Raw genomic sequence first — 17,646 nt, 5'->3', positions numbered from 1 at the left:
GCCCAGAGGAGCGCAATGTGGGGCGCTATGTGGGGCGGTTTGCCCCCTCCCCCACGGGCCCGCTGCATGCGGGCTCTCTGGTGGCCGCGCTGGCCAGCTGGCTGGATGCACGTGCACACAACGGCCGGTGGCTGGTGCGCATCGAGGATGTGGACCAGCCCCGCTGCGTGCCAGGGGCGGACACCTTCATCCTGCAGCAACTGGCTACCTGTGGCCTGCACCCCGATGCCCCGCCCCAGTGGCAGTCTGCGCGCAGCAGTCTGTACCAGCGCGCCCTGGACCAGCTGGTGGCGCAGGGCGATGCCTACCCCTGCTCGTGCTCACGCAAGGACATCGAAGACGCCCATGCCGCCCAGGGCCATGCCCGCGAGCGGCATGCGGCGCTGCCCTACCCCGGCACTTGCCGCCAGGGGCTGAACGGCCGCACGGGGCGCTCCTGGCGCTTCAATGTCACAGACTTCAAGCCAAAACAACCTATTGCGCTAGTGGATCATGCCTGGAGCGCTACATATTCAGTAGCAGATGGCGTGCTGCAGTGGTACGACCGCCGCCTGGGGCGCCAGCAGCAACAGGTGGCGACCGCAGTAGGCGACTTTGTGCTGCGCCGCGCAGACGGGCTGTGGGCTTATCAGCTGGCCGTGGTGGTGGACGATGCCGACCAGGGCATCACCGACGTGGTCCGGGGGGAAGACCTCGCAGACAACACGCCGCGCCAGATCCTGCTGCAGCAGGCGCTGGGGCTGCCCACACCGCGCTATCTGCACACCCCGCTGGTGTGCGGCGACAACGGTGAAAAGCTCTCCAAACAAAACGGCGCGCGCGCGCTGGACCTGGACAACCCGTTACTGGCCTTGTCGCACGCCGCGCTGGCCCTGGGCTTGCCCGCTGTGGCAAATCTGCACAACATTTGCATACCCGACGCACTGGCACAGTGGGTCGCGGCGTGGCGACGAAACTACAATGGCCCACCGTGACCGAATTGACCACAGCCTCCGCCCCCGCCAGTGCTGCGCCCGCAGCCTCCACCGCCCCCACAGCGCCCACTGCACAGGGCTCTGCCCCCGCCGGTGTGACCCACCCCAAAACCATCAAGAGCTTTGTGCGCCGCGCCGGCCGCACCACCACGGGCCAGGCCAAGGCCTTTGAAGACTTCGGCCCGCGTTTTGTGCTGCCCTACACCGCTGCGCCGCTGGACGCCACCGGCGCCTTTGGCCGCAGCGCGCCACTGGTGCTGGAGATCGGTTTTGGCATGGGCGAGGCCACGGCCCATATTGCCCGCGTGCGGCCAGACGACAACTTTCTGTGCTGCGAGGTGCATGAGCCCGGCGTGGGCGCCCTGCTCAAGCGCATTGGCGAACAAGGGCTGACCAACATCCGCATCCTGCAGCACGACGCCGTGGAGGTGATCGACCACATGCTGCCGCCCGGCGTCCTCGACGGCGTGCACATCTTCTTCCCCGACCCCTGGCACAAGAAAAAGCACAACAAGCGCCGCCTGATCCAGCCCCCGCTGGTGGCCAAGCTGGCTGCACGCCTCAAGCCCGGCGGCTACCTGCATTGCGCCACCGACTGGCAACCCTACGCAGAGCAGATGCTGCAGGTGCTGAGCGCCGAGCCCCTGCTGCAAAACACTGCAGACGGCTTTGCACCGCAACCCGACTACCGCCCGCTGACCAAGTTCGAAAACCGAGGCCTGCGACTGGGCCATGGGGTGTGGGACGTGGTGTTTGTGCGCCGTAACTGACCCAACGACATGCCCCGATCGGCCCGCAGCACACCGCCTATGAAACCCATCCTGCAAAACCTGGTGGAGATGACTGGCCACCGCGACCACCTGCGGCTGGAGGTGTCGGTGCTGTCCACGCTGCAAAAACTCAGCAGCATCATCGAGGTGCGGGCCCTGGAACTGTTCACGGAGGGCGGTGTGCCCCATGTGCGCCCCCGCACCTGGGTGGATAACGGCCAGCTGGTGTCCACCGACTCCGAAGCTGCAGCCGACCCCCGCAGGGAGCCGCTGGACCAGTACCCCGCCCTGCGGGACTGCGTGGACAACCGGGGCGAGCGCGCCCTGGCCTCACCCCGCCGCGGCCGCCATGTGCTCTGGCTGCCGGTGTGGATGCACGACAAGGTCAGCACCTGCCTGGAGATCACCCAGTCGCGCCCGTTCTCGGCCCACAAGCTTGACGTGCTCATGGGCGTGTTTCAGGTGTACCAGAACTACCAGAGCCTGCTCGACTACAGCGAGCGCGATGCGCTCACCGGCCTGTTCAACCGCAAGACGTTTGACGAGCAGTTCTCCCGCTACACCATGAGCGGGCTGGCCAGCCGGTCTGGTGCAGTCACCGAGTCCTTTGCGGCCGAAGAAACCGCCGTGGCCAGCGACAACGAGCCCGTGCAGCAATGGCTGGCGGTGGTGGATATCGACCACTTCAAGCAGGTCAACGACCGCTTTGGCCACCTGTATGGTGACGAAGTGCTGATCCTGATCGCCAACATTCTGCGCAGCTCATTCCGCAGCCACGACCGCATCTTCCGCTTTGGCGGCGAAGAGTTTGTGGTGCTGCTGCGCTCCACCACGCTGAGCACTGCCCACAAGGTGTTCAACCGCTTCCGGCTGGCCGTGCAGGAGTACCACTTCCCGCAGGTGGGCCAGGTGACGGTGAGCCTGGGTTTTGTGAGTACCACGCGCGGTTCGCCCGTCGAAATCCTGGGCCAGGCCGATCAGGCGCTGTACTACGCCAAGGAACATGGCCGCAACCAGGTCTGCTTCTACGACGATCTGGTGGCCAGCGGGCACCTGGCGACCAAGGTCGCCAACGACGACGTCGAATTGTTCTGAGCGGGCTGCGCCCTCCGCAGCTCCCCCCGCTTTCTACTATCCGCTACACAAAGGCTTGCACTGGCCGAGCCGGATTCCACCGGCCACCGTGCAGTGCGCAGTGCGCAGTGCAGTGCCCCCTGTCAGCCCAGCGATGCCAGGATCGCCTCCACATTGACCTCGTCGCGCTGCGCGGGCGTCAGGAAGCGCTCTGCGTAGTCACGCCACACACCACTGGTCAGGAAGAAGCGGAACACCTCGGCATCGATGTGCCGCTCGCGCACCATGTGGGTCATGATCTTGAGCGACTCGGACAGCGTCTTGGGTGGCTTGTAGGGCCGGTCGGCCGCAGTCAGCGCCTCAAAGATATCGGCCAGGGTCATCACACGGTCGGCCAAAGTCAGCTCTGGCGCCTTCAGCCGCCGAGGGTAGCCGGTGCCGTCCAGCTTTTCATGGTGTGACCCGGCAATCGCCGGCACGCGCGCCAGGTGCGGCGGAAACGGCAGACCGCTGAGCATGATGATGGTCTGCACGATGTGGTCGTTGATCTTGAAGCGGTCTTCCGCCGTGAGCGTGCCCCGCTGGATGGACAGGTTGTGCAGTTCGCCCAGGTGGGCCTCGTACGGCGGCAACACCATGTCGAAGCCCCAGCGGTTGGCAGGGTTGCCCGCCTCCACCGGTGGCTTGCGGGTGCCCCAGGGCACGATGTGCTCCGGCCGGTCGGCCAGCAGCGGCTCATTGGCGGGCATGGGGCGCACCGGCACGGTCGAAAGCCGCAGCATCTCGGCCGCCGACAGGCCCAGGCGGTCATCAAAATGCCGCTGCCAGATCTGGCGGCCAATGGCCTTGAGGCGGGCGATGTCCGCCTCGGCCATGAATTCACCCCCGACGTTGCAGCGGGCCACAAAGGCAAAGTCGTCCTGCAACTGTTCGCGCCGTTGCAGCAGCTCGCGCTGCAGGCGCACCGGGTCCACGCCCGACACATGCTGCTTCCAGTAGTCCAGCTCCGCGTCCCGCCACAACACCTCAAAGCGCATGCGCACCTCATGAATGCGGTTGTAGAGCGTTTCCAGCTTGGTGGCCTTGTCGATGATGTGCTCCGGGCTGGTGACCTTGCCGCAGTCGTGCAGCCAGGCCCCCAGGCGGAACTCGTAGCGCTCGGCGTCGGTCATGGTGACCTGGGCAAACGGGCCGTCTTTGGCTGCACACATGCGGTCCATGAGTGCTTCGGCCAGCTCGGGCACCCGCTCGCAGTGGCCGCCGGTGTAGGGGCTCTTGGCGTCGATGGCGTCGGCCAGCAGGCGGATGACGGCGTCCAGCAGCTTCTTCTGGCCTTCGATCAGGCTGCGGGTCTCAATGGCTACCGACAGCGTGCCCGACAGCTTTTCGACAAAGGCCCGGAAATGCGCGTCGTCCTGCGTCTGGTCTGCGATGTAGCGCAGCACCAGCAGGCCCAGGGGCTGCCCGTCGCGGGTGCGCAGCTGCACGCGCAGCACGCGGGCGGGCTCGGTGTCATCGTCGTCTTCGTGCAGGTCGCCGGGCTGGGGCTCGGTGTGGTTGATGAAATGCACCATGGCCAGGTGCTCGGGGTAGCGGGACTGCTGCTCCGGGTCCTCGCAATGGCGGGCCGCGCGCAGCAAGCCGGTGCGTTGCGGGTCCACCAGGTACACCGCACCGCCGGTGCAACTGGTGGCGCGCACCAGCTCGTACAGCACACTCGACAGCATCAGGTCAGTGCGCGATTCGGCGCTGATGTGGTGGGTGATGTGCAGGAACTCCTGGATGGTGTCGGACATGCGGTCCATCACCTGCCCCAGGTCGCGCACCTCGCGCACTGGCGACACCCGCCGTTCGGGCCGCCGGAAATCAAACCGCGCCAGCGCCCTGGCCTGCAACGCGAGCCCGAACAGGCTGCGTCCCACCCGTCGGCCAGCGAGCCAGCCCAACGGCAGCATCAGACCGATGAGCGACACCGACAGCCACACCTGCTGGCGCAAATTGTTGTTCACGTCGGCCAGCAGCTCCTTGGTGGGAATCGCCATCAGAATCTGCAGCCCCTGCCAGCGCATCGACGCCAGCGGCAGCGAGCGGACCAGCCATTCCTCACCATCGGCCTGCAGGCGGCGCGACTCGCCATCTTTCAGGCCGAGCGCCTGTAGCGCTTGCAGGCTGGGCACGCCCAGGTCGTCCAGCGCACGCAGCCGAAGGCCGGGCGTGTTGCCATCGCGCAGCAGCACGCGCGACATGTCGGGGTAGGCCAGCACGCGGCGGTCTTTGTCCACCACCGCAATCTCGGTGCGGGGCATCAGGCGCAGGCCACTGATTTCATGCCCCAGGTCGGTCAGGGCCACGTCCAGGCCAATCACCGCACGCCCGTCCTCGCTGGGCTGGCTCAGGGTGATGCCGACTTCCTGCGTGGTGAAGAACACATAGGGCGATGTGAGGATCTGGGTGTTCTGCTCCAGCGCCTCGGCATACCAGGGACGGGTACGGGGGTCATAGCGGTATTCCGGGCGGACGGCGGAGTCGATCAGCCGCAAGTCCGCGTCGTAATAGCTCCAGCGCCCCACCATGCCCGCCAAGCCGCGCTCCCGCGCCATGGACTGCACCAGGTACGCCGTTTTGGGCGGTGCATCCAGTCGCACCCGCAAGGCCTCGTTGCGCACCGGTCGCACCAGCAGAAACTGCCCGTCCGGGTGACCGATGAACACTGCCGACAGCAGCTGGTTCTGCTCCAGCAGCCGCGCCAGCACAGGCAGACGCCGCAGCCGTGCTGGCAGGGTGGACGCCGAGGCCACCGGGTCGAACGCCAGCAGGCGGATGGTGGCATCGGCCGGGTCCACGATGCGGTGTACCCGTTCGGCGATCAACTGGCTGATGCGCTGCGCGCTCTCGTCCGACGCCGCAATGATGGCCTGGCGCGCGCTGGTGCTGACCTGGTACACCAACAACGCTGTCAGCAACAGCATGGCGGTTACCACCACGGTGGCGATCAGGACCTCAAAGGGGATGGTGATACGGCGCCACCATGGCAGGTGGCCGCCTTGGCCCGCCAAAGCAGCACCAGTGCCGCGCAGCACAGCGGACGGCGGCGGGTCTTGGGGGCTGTCGCGCAGGGTGTCCATGCGCTGCACTTTAGGGTGAAAGCCCGCGTTCCGTCACCCTCTTTTTGGCAGCCATGGCTGCCACACCACAGCGGCCGGTGCCGCTGTGGTGGCCCGGGACATCAGCCCAGTTGCTGCGTGACCCAGCCCGTCACCGAGGCCAGCGCTGCAGGCAGCTTGGCCGCGTCAGTGCCGCCAGCCATGGCCATGTCGGGCTTGCCGCCGCCCTTGCCGCCCACTTGCTGGGCCACGAAGTTGACCAGTTCGCCGGCCTTGAGCTTGCCCACGCTGTCGGCCGTCACGCCCGCAGCAATCTGCACCTTGTCGCCGTCCACAGCGGCCAGCACGATGGCAGCGGTCTTGAGCTTGTCCTTGAGCTTGTCCATGGTGTCGCGCAGGGTCTTGGCGTCGGCACCGGGCAGCGCGGCAGCCAGTACCTTGAGGCCCTTCACTTCCACCGCCTGGTTCACCAGCTCGTCGCCCTGGCTGGAGGCCAGCTTGCCCTTGAGCGCAGCGACTTCCTTCTCCAGCGCACGCGCATTGTCCAGCGCCTGGCTGATGCGGCCATTCAGCTCGGCCACCGGCGTCTTGAGGGTGCTGGCGGCCTGGTTCACGGTGTCTTCCAGGTTCTGCAAATACGCCAGTGCATTGGCGCCGGTCACAGCCTCGATGCGACGCACGCCCGCGGCCACACCGCCCTCGCCCACCACCTTGAAGAGACCAATGTCGCCCGTGCGCTGCACGTGGGTGCCACCACACAGTTCGCGGCTGGTGCCGATGTCGAGCACGCGCACGGTTTCGCCGTACTTTTCGCCGAACAGCATCATGGCGCCGGTCTTCTGGGCCGACTCGATGTCCATCACGCGCGCATCGGTGGCCGTGTTGGCCAGGATTTCCTCGTTCACGCGGCGCTCGATCTCGCGGATCTCGGCAGCGGTCACGGGTGCGTTGTGGGCAAAGTCGAAACGGGTGCGGTCGGCATTGACCAAGCTGCCCTTTTGCTGCACGTGACTGCCCAGCACTTCGCGCAGGGCCTTGTGCATGATGTGCGTGACCGAGTGGTTGCGCATGGTGGCAGCGCGCACGGCAGTGTTCACCTGGGCCTGTACCGTGTCGCCCACGTTCAGCGTGCCCTCTTCCAGGGTGCCGTGGTGGCCGTACACATCGGCCTTGATCTTGAGCGTATCGCCCACCGCAAAGCGGGCGGAGCCGCTGGTGATCACACCCTCGTCGCCCACTTGGCCGCCGCTTTCTGCGTAGAACGGGGTCGTGTCCAGCACCACCACGCCGTTTTGACCCGCTTTCAGGGCTGCAGCGCTGGTCCCATCTACGTAGATAGCTACGATTTTTGCAGTCTCGGCCAAATGCTCATAACCGGTGAACTGGTTGGCAGCACCGGTGTACTCCAGCGCCTTGTCCATCTTGAACTTGCCAGCAGCACGTGCCTGGGCCTTCTGCTTTTCCATGGCGGTCTTGAAGCCGGCCTCGTCCACTTCCACGTCGCGCTCGCGGCACACGTCGTTGGTCAGGTCGAGCGGGAAGCCGTAGGTGTCGTGCAGCTTGAAGGCCACGTCGCCCGGTAGCACCTTGGCGCCGCCATCCAGCGCGGCGTCCAGAATTTCCATGCCGTTGGCCAGCGTCTCAAAGAAACGCTCTTCTTCGGTCTTGAGCACGTCGGTGATGCGCTGCTCCTGCTCGCGCAGCGATGGGTAGGCATCGCCCATCAGGCGCACCAGGTCGGCCACCAGCTTGTGGAAGAACGGCGTCTTCTTGCCCAGCTTGTAGCCGTGGCGGATGGCGCGGCGCACGATGCGGCGCTGCACGTAGCCACGGCCTTCGTTGCTGGGGATCACACCATCACTCACCAGGAAAGCGGTCGCGCGGATGTGGTCGGCAATCACGCGCAGGCTCTTGTTGTTGAGGTCGGTCACGCCGGTTTCGCGGCCTGCGGCCTGGATGAGCTGGTCGAACAGGTCGATCTCGTAGTTGCTGTGCACGTGCTGCAGGATGGCGGCGAGGCGTTCCAGGCCCATGCCGGTGTCCACACAGGGAGCGGGCAGCGGGGTGACAGCACCGGTTTCGTCCATGTTGAACTGCATGAACACGTTGTTCCAGATCTCGATGAAACGGTCGCCGTCTTCGTCGGGGCTGCCTGGAGGGCCGCCAGGGATCTCAGGGCCGTGGTCGTAGAAGATTTCGCTGCAAGGGCCGCACGGGCCGGTGTCGGCCATCATCCAGAAGTTGTCGGACTTGTAGCGACCGCCCTTGTTGTCGCCGATGCGGATCACACGCTCGGGCGGCAGGCCGATTTCCTTGGTCCAGATGTCATAGGCCTCGTCGTCCTCTTGGTAGACCGTGGCCAGCAGGCGCTCGGGCGGCAGCTTGTAGACGGTGGTGAGCAGTTCCCACGCCCACTTGAGCGACTCGCGCTTGAAGTAGTCGCCAAACGACCAGTTGCCCAGCATTTCAAAGAAGGTGTGGTGGCGCGCGGTGTAGCCCACGTTCTCCAGGTCGTTGTGCTTGCCGCCGGCACGCAGGCAGGCCTGTACGGACACCGCCCGGTTGTAAGGGCGCTTGTCGGTGCCCAGGAACACGTCCTTGAACTGCACCATGCCCGAGTTGGTGAACATCAGCGTGGGGTCGTTGCCAGGCACCAGGGGGCTGGACGCCACAACGGTGTGGCCCTTGGAGACGAAGAAGTCCAGGAAGGACTTGCGGATGTCAGCGACAGAAAAAGTGGGAGTGCTCATGGTGTTGTGGAGTGGTTGCACGGAGCAGGCAGACCGCAGGACCCGCGCCTGTGCGCTGCCTGTCGCTGCCCCTATGGGGACCAACCTTTCATTATAGGTTTGCAGCCCTGGCGCCCGTGGCAGCGGTGCGACAGCAAAGGGCGGCACAGGATTTGCAGGTTCCATGCCTGCCCCTCGCCTCCAATTCGCCCAGCGACCAATGGCCCGCGCTCGAAAACTCGCTTGCGCGCTTTTGATATCTTGTTAATATATTAATAACTTCATCGCCCAACGCACCCAAGGAGCACCCTGTGAACCCACAACCCCGCTGGCAAGGCATCTTCCCCGCCGTCACCACCAAGTTCCATGCCGACGAGTCCATCGACGCCGAAGGCACGGCCCGGCACATCGACTTCCAGATCCGTAACGGCATTCACGGGCTGGTCACCTGCGGCTCGCTGGGCGAGGCCAGCACCCTCACGCTGGAAGAAAAGCTCCAGGTCGCCAAAATTGCCCTGGAAGCAGCCGACGGCCGCGTGCCCGTGCTGGCCAATGTGTCCGAGACGAGCACCCGCGAGGCGCTGCGCTACATCGACGGCGGCAACCAGCTGGGTGTGGCGGGCTACATGGTCATGCCCTCGGTGATCTACGTGGCCGACGCCCGCGAGGCCATGGCCAACGTGCGCGCCATGGCCCATGCCGCCCAGCGCCCGCTTATGGTCTACAACAACCCCGTCGCATACCGCGTGGACCTGAAGCCCGAGCACATGCTGGAGCTGGCCGACTGCGAATGGATTGCCGCCATCAAGGAAAGCACAGGCGACATCCGCCGCATCACCGACCTGCGCAACACCGTGGGCAACCGCTACCAGCTCTTCCTGGGCGTGGACGACCTGGCCTACGAAGGCCTGGCCCTGGGCTGCGACGGCCTGCTGGCAGGCGTGGGCTGCGCCTTCCCGCGCGAAACCGTGGCGCTGTATGAGCTGATGAAGGCAGGCAAATTTGCCGAGGCGCTGCCGCTGTACCAGTGGATGACGCCCATGCTGCACCTGGATGTATCGAACAAGCTGGTGCAGAACCTCAAGCTCATCGACGTGCTGGTGGGTGTGGGCACCGAACACATGCGCCGCCCCCGCCTGCCACTGGTGGGCGAAGAGCGTGCGTTTGTTGAGAGCGTGGTACGCAAAGCGCTCGAAACCCGCCCGACCCAGTACCAATCTGTGGCCTGAGACACTAAGCCACTGCCCCACCACGACCACAGCACCATGCAACACATCCAAGTGATCGACTCCCACACCGGCGGCGAGCCGACCCGGCTTGTCATTGGCGGATTTCCGGACCTGGGCACTGGCACCATGGCCGAGCGGCGCGAGCGGCTGGCACGCGAGCACGATGCCTGGCGCGCCGCCACCGTGTTGGAGCCGCGCGGTAGCGACGTGGTGGTGGGCGCGCTGCTCTGCGCACCGCAAGACCCCGCCAACGCGGCGGGCGTGATCTTCTTCAACAACAGCGGCTACCTGGGCATGTGTGGCCACGGCACGATTGGCCTGATCGCTTCACTGGCCCACATGGGCCGCATCCAGCCTGGCGATCACCGCATCGAAACGCCGGTGGGCACCGTCACCACGACCTTGCACACCGATGGCTCGGTGAGTGTGCGCAACGTGCCCGCCTACCGCCTGCACCACCAGCTGGCGGTGGATGTGCCCGGCTATGGCCGCGTGGTGGGCGATGTGGCCTGGGGCGGTAACTGGTTCTTTCTGATCTCGGACCACGGCCAGCGTGTAGCCAGCGACAACCTGGAGGCGCTGATGCACTACACCTGCGCCGTCCAGCAGGCCCTGAAGGACCAGGGCATTCGCGGCGACAACGGTGGCGAGATCGACCACATCGAACTCTTCGCTGATGACGACAGTGCCGCTGATCCCGCCTATGTGCCTGCGGACAGCCGCAACTATGTGCTGTGCCCCGGCAAGGCCTATGACCGCTCGCCCTGCGGCACCGGCACCAGCGCCAAGATCGCCTGCCTGGCTGCCGAGGGCAAGTTGCAGCCGGGCCAGGTGTGGCGCCAGGCCAGCATCATCGGCAGCCAGTTCGAGGCCAGCTACACGCTGCAGGACGATGGCAAGCTCATCCCCACCCTGCGCGGCCGCGCCTACATGAGCGCGGAAGCGACTTTGCTGATCGACGACGCAGACCCGTTCGGCTGGGGCATCCGGCTGTAAACCGCCTTCTCCCACAGCGCAGGCCCCATGCAAACCACCGACGTCCTTGTGATCGGCGCTGGCATCGTCGGCGCGGCATGTGCCCATGCGCTCGTGCAGGCCGGGCTGTCGGTGCGAATCATCGATGCGCGCCTGGGCGGTGCCACGGCGGCGGGCATGGGGCATCTGGTGGTGATGGATGACAACCCGGCTGAGCTGGCGCTCAGCAAATCATCGCTCGACCTCTGGCACGCATGGGCACCGCAGATGGATGCTGGCTGCGCCTTCACCGCCTGCGGCACGCTCTGGCTGGCTGCCAACGAGGAAGAACTGCAGGCCGCACACGCCAAGGGCGCCACCTTGCAAGCCCAAAGCGTGGCCTGCGAGATGCTGGATGCCGTAGCCCTCGCCCGCGCAGAACCTGCGCTGCGCCGCGGCCTGGCGGGCGCGCTGAAGGTGAATGGCGACAGCGTGGTTTATGCCCCGCGTGCCGCCCAGTGGCTGGTGGCCCAGGCTGCAGCGCATGGAACCGTGGTTTTTGAACAGGCCGAAGCCGCGCAGATCGACGGCCACACCGTCACCCTGCGCGACGGCAGTCAGCGCAGCGCGGGCGCCATCGTGCTGACCAGCGGCATCCAGGCCCCGCAGCTGTGCCCCGGCCTGCCGCTGCGCCCCAAAAAGGGCCACCTCGTCATCACAGACCGCTACCCCGGCGCCGTGCACCACCAGCTGGTGGAACTGGGCTACATCACCAGCGCCCACCACAGCGATGGCACCTCGGTGGCCTTCAACGTGCAGCAGCGGCCCACGGGGCAGTTGCTGATCGGCTCGTCGCGCGAGTTCGACACCACCGACCCGGCCGTCAACAACGCCGTGCTTGCGCGCATGCTGCAGCGCGCGCTGAGCTACCTGCCCGGCCTGGCGGACCTGAACGCGATTCGCACCTGGACGGGTTTTCGCGCTGCCACGGCCGACAGCCTGCCCATCATCGGCCCGCACCCGACGCACCCCCACCTGTGGCTGGCCGTGGGCCACGAAGGGCTGGGCGTGACCACGGCCCCCAGCACCGCACAGCTGCTGGCCGCGCAAATCACCGGCAGTACACCGCCCATCGACCCCATGCCCTACGCCGCGCAGCGTTTTGATTTGCGGGGTGCTGCATGACACGCCCCGCCTCCCGCACCCCCACAGTGCAGATCGTCGTGAACGGAACTCCCCGGCTGGTGCCAGCGGGCACCAGCGTGGCCGCCGCGCTGGCGCAACAACCGCCGGGTACTACCCGTACCTCGGTCACAGGCGAAGCGCGCGCGCCGCTGTGTGGCATGGGCGTGTGCCATGAATGCCGAGTGCGCATCCAGGGCCGCATCCGCCTGGCCTGCCAGACGGTGTGCGCCGAGGGCATGGCCATCGAGACCGATGCAGGTACCGCCTCCGGGAGCGCCATGTCATGCCCATGACCCGCCCCACCCCCATGCACGAACGCTGCGACATTCTCATCATCGGCGCGGGCCCAGCGGGCATGGCAGCAACACTGGCGGCCGCACCCAGCGGGGCCGCGATAACGGTGGTGGACGACAACCCCCAGCCCGGCGGCCAGATCTGGCGCGACGGCCCGCAGGCCGCACTGCCCCCTATGGCGCAGCAGCATCGCGCGGCGCTCGCCAAGCACACCAACATACGCGTATTGACTGGCACCCGGGTGGTGGGGCTGGGAGCCAGTCACCCCACCGACAACGCCCCCGCCCTGCTGCTGGAAGACGCTGACCGGGGCTGGACCCAGCACAGCCACCGCATCATCCTGTGCACCGGCGCACGCGAGCTGCTGTTGCCCTTCTCCGGCTGGACCTTGCCCGGCGTGACGGGTGCGGGTGCGCTGCAGGCCCTCATCAAGGCGGGGCTGGACGTGCGCGGCCAGCGCATCGTGATTGCTGGTACAGGCCCCCTGCTGCTGGCAACGGCCGCCACAGCCACGCAGGCCGGTGCCAGGGTGGTGCGCATTGCCGAGCAGGCCTCCTGGGCAGCACTCGCGCGCTTTGCGGCGCAACTGCCACGCTGGCCGGCCAAGGCGCTGCAGGCGCTCACCTTGATCCACCCGGGCTTGCGCGCAAGCACCCACGTTCTGGAGGCACATGGCACCACCCAGGTGCAGTCTGTGCGGCTGCGCAATGGCGCGCACGCAGAAGAAACCATCGCCTGCGACCGCGTGGCCTGCGGCTTTGGCCTGGTACCCAACACCCAGCTGGGCCAGCTACTCGGTTGCGTGCTGGGCGGACCGCTGAGCGGCGGCCTCGGTCTGGCAGTGGACGCGCAGATGCGCACCACGGTGCACGGCGTTTTGGCGGCCGGGGAAAGCACGGGCTTTGGCGGCAGCGAACGTGCCCTGGTGCAGGGCGCCATTGCAGGCCACACAGCCGCAGGCCACGTGCAGCAGGCCCAGGCACTGCGCTCGCAACTTGCGCGCTGGGAAAGGTTTGCCCAGGCGCTGCAGTCCTCGTTTGTGCTGAACGAGCAGCTCAAGGCCCTGCCCCGGCCTGACACCCTGGTGTGCCGCTGCGAAGACGTGGCCTATGCCGACCTGGCACCACGCCAGGGCTGGATCGACGCCAAGCTGCACACCCGCTGCGGCATGGGCGCCTGCCAGGGGCGCATTTGCGGTGCAGCCACACAGCACCTGTTTGGGTGGACACCGACCGCGCCCCGGCACCTGCTGGCACCTGCACGCATCGGCACCCTGGCCGCCTGCGGCGGGCCTGCGCCGGAAGGCCCCAGCGCAGCGCCGCCTGCCTGACCCGAAGCCTTTTCTCCAGCTCAGCAGCGACGCCCCCCACAAGCAACAGGCATTCATCTTGCTTGCAAATATATCTGCCAGATATTAAAAATTCAGTCTCACCAAGCCGCCTGCCCAAGCCCCTTCCACCCCGAGCACCGCACCATGCCATCCACCCGCAGTCCCGCCCCACCACCCGCTGCCACGCCGCGTGCACCTGTTCGCTGGGTGCTGGCACTGTCCTCGCACATCCTGCGCACCGAGCGGCAGGTGCTCACCGGCCTCATGACCTTGCTGGTGCTGCTCATCCTGCTCAACGTGGTCACGCGCTACACCGGCATGCCCATCTACTGGGTGGACGAGGCGGCTGTCTACACGGTGGTGTGGCTGACCTTTGTGGGCGCCTCGGTCATGACCCGGCTGCGGATGGACTTTGCCGTGACCATGCTGACCGACCACCTCGGCGCGCGGGGCGCCCAGGCGTTCAAGGTGGTCGCCACCTTGGGCGTGCTGCTGTTTGGCCTGGCCATGCTGGTGATGTGCTGGGTGTGGATGGACCCCATCGGTATTGCGCGCTACGGCTTTGACGCCAAGGAGTTTGCGGCCGAGAGCTTCAACTTTCTCTACACCGAGCGCACCCAGACGCTGAACTGGCCCACCTGGGTGCTGCAGCTCATCCTGCCGATCTTCTCGGTCACCTTCAGCGTGCATGCGCTGGCCAACCTGCTGGAAGACATGGGCGCCGCAGAGCGTGTGCAGCACGCAGGCTTTGATGTGGTCAACGCCGACGCCGTGAACTGAACGCCACCCATCCCTGCAAACCCACCGAGCCTCGACCATGATCACCACCCTGTTCTTCCTCGCCGCCTTGATGGTGGGCGTGCCCATCGGCGTGTGCCTGTGCCTGTCGGGCGCGGTGTACATCCTCAGCATCGGCAGCCCAGTGTTGTTCCAGTCCTTCCCCTTGCAGATGTTTGGCGGGGTGGACAGCTATGGCCTCATCGCCATCCCGCTGTTCATTCTGATCGGCGAGATCATGAACAACGGCGGCATCACGCGGCGGCTGGTGGACCTGTCGATGGCCTTCATCGGCTCGGTCAAAGGGGGGCTGGCCTACGTGAACATCCTGGCCAACATGCTGGTGTCGTCCATCATCGGCTCGGCCACTGCGCAGGTGGCCATCATGTCGCAGGTCATGGTGCCCGAGATGGAGAAGCAGGGTTACGACAAGACCTTTGCGGCGGGCCTCACGGTGTACGGCGGCATGCTCGGGCCCATCATCCCGCCCTCCGTGATGTTTGTGGTCTACAGCGTGCTGGCCCAGGTGGCCGTGGGCGACATGCTGATTGCAGGCATCCTGCCCGGCGTGCTGCTCACGCTGCTGTTCTTTGTCGTGATCGCGCTCATGGGTTTTGTCTACAACTACCCCCGCAGCGAAAAGCGCACGCTGGCCCAGCGCGCACGCACCGTGGTGCAGGCCAGCCCCACGCTGCTCATTCCCATCATCATCGTCGGCTCCATCCTGAGTGGCGTGGCCAACCCCACCGAATCGGCCGCCGTGGGCGCACTGGCCTCGGCCCTGGTGGGCCGCTATGTGACCAAGGAATTCCGCTTCAGCGCCATGCCCGCGATCCTGCTGCGCTCGGCGATCTACTCGGCCATCGTGCTGTTTCTGGTGGCGGCGGCGGCCGTGTTCTCGTGGCTGCTGATCTACGGCAAGGTGCCGCAGATGGTGGCCGCCTGGGTGCAGACCGTGGCGCACGACCCGGTCACCTTCCTGCTGCTCACCAACGTCATCCTGCTGGTCATCGGCACGGTGATCGACGGCATCCCCGGTCTCATCATGACCGCGCCCATCCTGCTGCCGATTGCCACCGAGGTCTACCACATCGACCCGCGCCACTTTGGCGTGGTGATCGTCGTCAACCTGGTGCTGGGGCTGATGACCCCGCCCGTGGGCCTGAGCTTTTTTGTCGCGTCGGCCGTCACCGGGGCCAAGCCCGGAAAGATGTTCATCGTCACCCTCCCGTTTTTCATCATCAGCTGCGTGGCGCTGGTGATGTTGTCGCTGTTCCCCAGCCTGTCGCTCGGCCTGCTCAAGTAGCGGGGCATGCCGTTCAACAGATCCGTCCCCCTCCCAACGTTCCTTCACTCACGGAGTTCACCATGACGACCCAGCCTGCCCGCCCAGTCTCCCGCCGCCAGTTCATCCAGCGCCACGCCGTGGCCGCAGCCGCCGTCACGGGGCTGGGCTTTCCGGCCCTGGTGCGGGCCGCCGACGCCAAGGAATTCCGCCTGGGCCTGATCACGCCCGCAGGCCACTCGTGGAACCGTGCCGCGCTGCAGTTTAGCGAGGCGCTGAAGAAGGAAACCGATGGCCGCCTGAGCGTGACAGTCTTCCACTCGGGCCAGCTGGGCAACGAGGCGGTGATGATGCAGCAGCTGCAGTCCGGTGCGCTGGACATGGGCTGGATCCAGGCCGCCGAGCTGGGCTCGCGTGTGGCCAGCATCGCGGCCATTAATGCGCCCTATCTGGTGCGCTCCACGCCCGCCGTGGCCAAGCTGGTCAAGCACCCCGCTGCCACCAAGCTGCTGGAAGTGCTGCCGCGCGAGACCGGCACCATCGGCCTGGGCTGGGGCATTACCGGCATGCGCGCCGTGTTCTCCACCAAAGACATCAACCTGCCCACCGACATCAAGGGCATGAAGCTGCGCATCAACCCCACGCCCGTGTACCGCGACTTTTATCAAATGCTGGGCGCAGCCCCCACGCCCATCCCCACACCCCAGGTGTTCGATGCGATGAGCAATGGTCAGGTGGATGGGCTGGAGGCCGACATCGAGTTCTCGTGGAACCAGCGATTTGACAAGGTGGCCAAGACGCTGCTGCAGATGAATGCGCTGTTCATGCCGTTTGCTCCGCTGGTCTCCGGCCGCATCTGGCAAGGCCTGGACGCCAAGGACAAGGACCTCATCCGCAAGCTGGTGGCGCAGTCGCTCGATGCGCAGATCAACGACATCGTGACCACCGAGGCGGGGCTGATCGAGAAGTTCAAGGGCACGTCCATCGCGTTCAAGACGGCAACCGCCTTCAACCCCGACAGCACCATCCAGGAGTTTGACAAGCTGTGGCTGCCCAAGGCACCGCAGATTGCCGAGCTGCGCAAGGCAGGCGCCAGCCTCGCCTGAAGTTGAGGAAGTCGCGAGCCACTAAGATGCGGTCCGCGACCCCACCCCAGCTTCAACCCTGCTCCCCATGACCACCCGCAGTGCCCCCACCCAGCGAGACCCTGCGCCCAAACGGCGCGCGGCCGACGTGGCCTATGACGCCATCGAGGCCATGATCTCCACCCTGCAGCTGCAGCCCGGCTCGCCCGTGGTGGAGGCCGAGATTGTGGAAAGCACGGGCCTCGGCCGCACCCCCGTGCGCGAGGCGCTGCTGCGCATGGTCTCCATCGGGCTGATTGCGCAGCAGCCCCGGCGCGGGCTGCTGGTGTCGCACATCGACCTGGCCGACCACCTGGACGTGATCCAGACCCGCCGCGTGCTGGAGCGCCTGATCGCATCGTGCGCCGCGCGCCGCGCCACGGCACCGCAGCGCCAGGCCATCGTGCAGTGCGCCGAAAAAATGGTGGAAGCCGCCGCACGCGGCCACCTGGACGACTACATGCAAGCCGACCACGCGCTGGACGTGGTGGTGCACCAGGCCAGCCAGAACCATTCAGCCGTCAAATGTGTGCAGCCCCTCATCGTGCAGTGCAGGCGCTTCTGGTATGCCTACCAGCACGAGGGCGAGGTGTCCGAAGGCGCGCGCGCCCACATGCAGCTGGCCCAGGGCATTGCCAGCGGTGACGAAGCGCACGCCATGGCCGGGGCGGAGCAGCTGATGGAGTACCTGGAGCGGTTTGCGCGGCGCATCATCGACCGGTAGGCGCCAGGCCCTCCAGCAAGGAAAGCGGGGTAGCTTGCCCGTCCACTACATATTTGATAGCAAACAAGCCATATTGCACTAGCGCATGGTGCC

General features: G+C 66.3%; 14 protein-coding genes. 12 read left to right on the top strand and 2 right to left on the bottom strand.

Annotation, left to right across the window (positions count from 1 at the left end):
- Nucleotides 1–17 precede the first annotated feature (17 nt).
- Genes gluQRS through ACODSM_RS07880 form a run of 3 tightly spaced genes read left to right on the top strand, consistent with a single transcriptional unit; the run spans nucleotide 18 to nucleotide 2,839 of the window.
- Nucleotides 18–974 carry a tRNA glutamyl-Q(34) synthetase GluQRS gene (gene gluQRS, locus ACODSM_RS07890; protein WP_488804919.1) on the top strand — a complete coding sequence of 319 codons (957 nt, stop codon included), beginning with the start codon at nucleotides 18–20 and terminating at the stop codon, nucleotides 972–974.
- The gene (gene trmB / locus ACODSM_RS07885) at nucleotides 971–1,744 is read left to right on the top strand and encodes a tRNA (guanosine(46)-N7)-methyltransferase TrmB (protein ID WP_488804879.1); all 774 of its coding nucleotides are present in this window, start codon (nucleotides 971–973) and stop codon (nucleotides 1,742–1,744) included. The genes gluQRS and trmB overlap by 4 nt, the downstream gene beginning before the upstream one ends.
- A 39-nt stretch (nucleotides 1,745–1,783) precedes the next feature.
- On the top strand, nucleotides 1,784–2,839 hold the full coding sequence (locus ACODSM_RS07880) for a GGDEF domain-containing protein (protein WP_015013931.1): 1,056 nt from the start codon (nucleotides 1,784–1,786) through the stop codon (nucleotides 2,837–2,839).
- A gap of 122 nt (nucleotides 2,840–2,961) precedes the next feature.
- Here ACODSM_RS07880 and ACODSM_RS07875 read toward each other — a convergent pair whose 3' ends face one another.
- On the bottom strand, nucleotides 2,962–5,943 hold the full coding sequence (locus tag ACODSM_RS07875; protein ID WP_488804878.1) for an HD domain-containing phosphohydrolase: 2,982 nt from the start codon (nucleotides 5,941–5,943) through the stop codon (nucleotides 2,962–2,964).
- Between the two features lie 101 nt (nucleotides 5,944–6,044).
- Nucleotides 6,045–8,672: an alanine--tRNA ligase gene (gene alaS / locus ACODSM_RS07870; RefSeq protein ID WP_488804877.1), complete on the bottom strand. Its 2,628-nt coding sequence runs from the start codon at nucleotides 8,670–8,672 to the stop codon at nucleotides 6,045–6,047.
- 290 nt (nucleotides 8,673–8,962) lie between these two features.
- Between alaS and ACODSM_RS07865 the strand changes: the two genes are divergently transcribed.
- The 9 genes from ACODSM_RS07865 to ACODSM_RS07825 all read left to right on the top strand — a co-directional run bounded on the left by ACODSM_RS07865 (nucleotide 8,963) and on the right by ACODSM_RS07825 (nucleotide 17,553).
- Complete coding sequence (locus ACODSM_RS07865; RefSeq protein WP_488804876.1) at nucleotides 8,963–9,880, top strand: dihydrodipicolinate synthase family protein; 918 nt, start codon at nucleotides 8,963–8,965, stop codon at nucleotides 9,878–9,880.
- A 36-nt stretch (nucleotides 9,881–9,916) separates the two neighbouring features.
- Complete coding sequence (locus ACODSM_RS07860) at nucleotides 9,917–10,876, top strand: 4-hydroxyproline epimerase (protein ID WP_488804875.1); 960 nt, start codon at nucleotides 9,917–9,919, stop codon at nucleotides 10,874–10,876.
- 27 nt (nucleotides 10,877–10,903) lie between these two features.
- Nucleotides 10,904–12,019: an NAD(P)/FAD-dependent oxidoreductase gene (locus ACODSM_RS07855; RefSeq protein ID WP_488804874.1), complete on the top strand. Its 1,116-nt coding sequence runs from the start codon at nucleotides 10,904–10,906 to the stop codon at nucleotides 12,017–12,019.
- On the top strand, nucleotides 12,016–12,312 hold the full coding sequence (locus ACODSM_RS07850; protein ID WP_295938394.1) for a 2Fe-2S iron-sulfur cluster-binding protein: 297 nt from the start codon (nucleotides 12,016–12,018) through the stop codon (nucleotides 12,310–12,312). The genes ACODSM_RS07855 and ACODSM_RS07850 overlap by 4 nt, the downstream gene beginning before the upstream one ends.
- The gene (locus tag ACODSM_RS07845; RefSeq protein WP_488804873.1) at nucleotides 12,303–13,643 is read left to right on the top strand and encodes an FAD-dependent oxidoreductase; all 1,341 of its coding nucleotides are present in this window, start codon (nucleotides 12,303–12,305) and stop codon (nucleotides 13,641–13,643) included. The genes ACODSM_RS07850 and ACODSM_RS07845 overlap by 10 nt, the downstream gene beginning before the upstream one ends.
- 144 nt (nucleotides 13,644–13,787) lie before the next feature.
- Complete coding sequence (locus tag ACODSM_RS07840) at nucleotides 13,788–14,423, top strand: TRAP transporter small permease (RefSeq protein WP_488804872.1); 636 nt, start codon at nucleotides 13,788–13,790, stop codon at nucleotides 14,421–14,423.
- A gap of 37 nt (nucleotides 14,424–14,460) precedes the next feature.
- Nucleotides 14,461–15,726: a TRAP transporter large permease gene (locus ACODSM_RS07835; RefSeq protein ID WP_488804871.1), complete on the top strand. Its 1,266-nt coding sequence runs from the start codon at nucleotides 14,461–14,463 to the stop codon at nucleotides 15,724–15,726.
- A gap of 62 nt (nucleotides 15,727–15,788) precedes the next feature.
- A complete protein-coding gene (locus ACODSM_RS07830; protein ID WP_488804870.1) occupies nucleotides 15,789–16,811 on the top strand; it encodes a TRAP transporter substrate-binding protein in 1,023 nt (340 codons plus the stop codon).
- A 67-nt stretch (nucleotides 16,812–16,878) separates the two neighbouring features.
- Nucleotides 16,879–17,553: a GntR family transcriptional regulator gene (locus ACODSM_RS07825; RefSeq protein WP_137745616.1), complete on the top strand. Its 675-nt coding sequence runs from the start codon at nucleotides 16,879–16,881 to the stop codon at nucleotides 17,551–17,553.
- Nucleotides 17,554–17,646: the final 93 nt, after the last annotated feature.

The sequence above is a fragment of the Acidovorax sp. FG42 genome, assembly GCF_057809195.1.
This window is presented reverse-complemented; position numbering and strand designations above follow the sequence as displayed.

Bases quoted from the DNA above. Each gene is read 5' to 3' on its own strand.
- ACODSM_RS07880 (WP_015013931.1), top strand. From the start codon at position 1,784: ATGAAACCCATCCTGCAAAACCTGGTGGAGATGACTGGCCACCGCGAC.
- ACODSM_RS07875 (WP_488804878.1), bottom strand. From the start codon at position 5,943: ATGGACACCCTGCGCGACAGCCCCCAAGACCCGCCGCCGTCCGCTGTG.
- alaS (WP_488804877.1), bottom strand. From the start codon at position 8,672: ATGAGCACTCCCACTTTTTCTGTCGCTGACATCCGCAAGTCCTTCCTG.
- ACODSM_RS07860 (WP_488804875.1), top strand. From the start codon at position 9,917: ATGCAACACATCCAAGTGATCGACTCCCACACCGGCGGCGAGCCGACC.
- ACODSM_RS07855 (WP_488804874.1), top strand. From the start codon at position 10,904: ATGCAAACCACCGACGTCCTTGTGATCGGCGCTGGCATCGTCGGCGCG.
- ACODSM_RS07850 (WP_295938394.1), top strand. From the start codon at position 12,016: ATGACACGCCCCGCCTCCCGCACCCCCACAGTGCAGATCGTCGTGAAC.
- ACODSM_RS07845 (WP_488804873.1), top strand. From the start codon at position 12,303: ATGCCCATGACCCGCCCCACCCCCATGCACGAACGCTGCGACATTCTC.
- ACODSM_RS07840 (WP_488804872.1), top strand. From the start codon at position 13,788: ATGCCATCCACCCGCAGTCCCGCCCCACCACCCGCTGCCACGCCGCGT.
- ACODSM_RS07835 (WP_488804871.1), top strand. From the start codon at position 14,461: ATGATCACCACCCTGTTCTTCCTCGCCGCCTTGATGGTGGGCGTGCCC.
- ACODSM_RS07830 (WP_488804870.1), top strand. From the start codon at position 15,789: ATGACGACCCAGCCTGCCCGCCCAGTCTCCCGCCGCCAGTTCATCCAG.
- ACODSM_RS07825 (WP_137745616.1), top strand. From the start codon at position 16,879: ATGACCACCCGCAGTGCCCCCACCCAGCGAGACCCTGCGCCCAAACGG.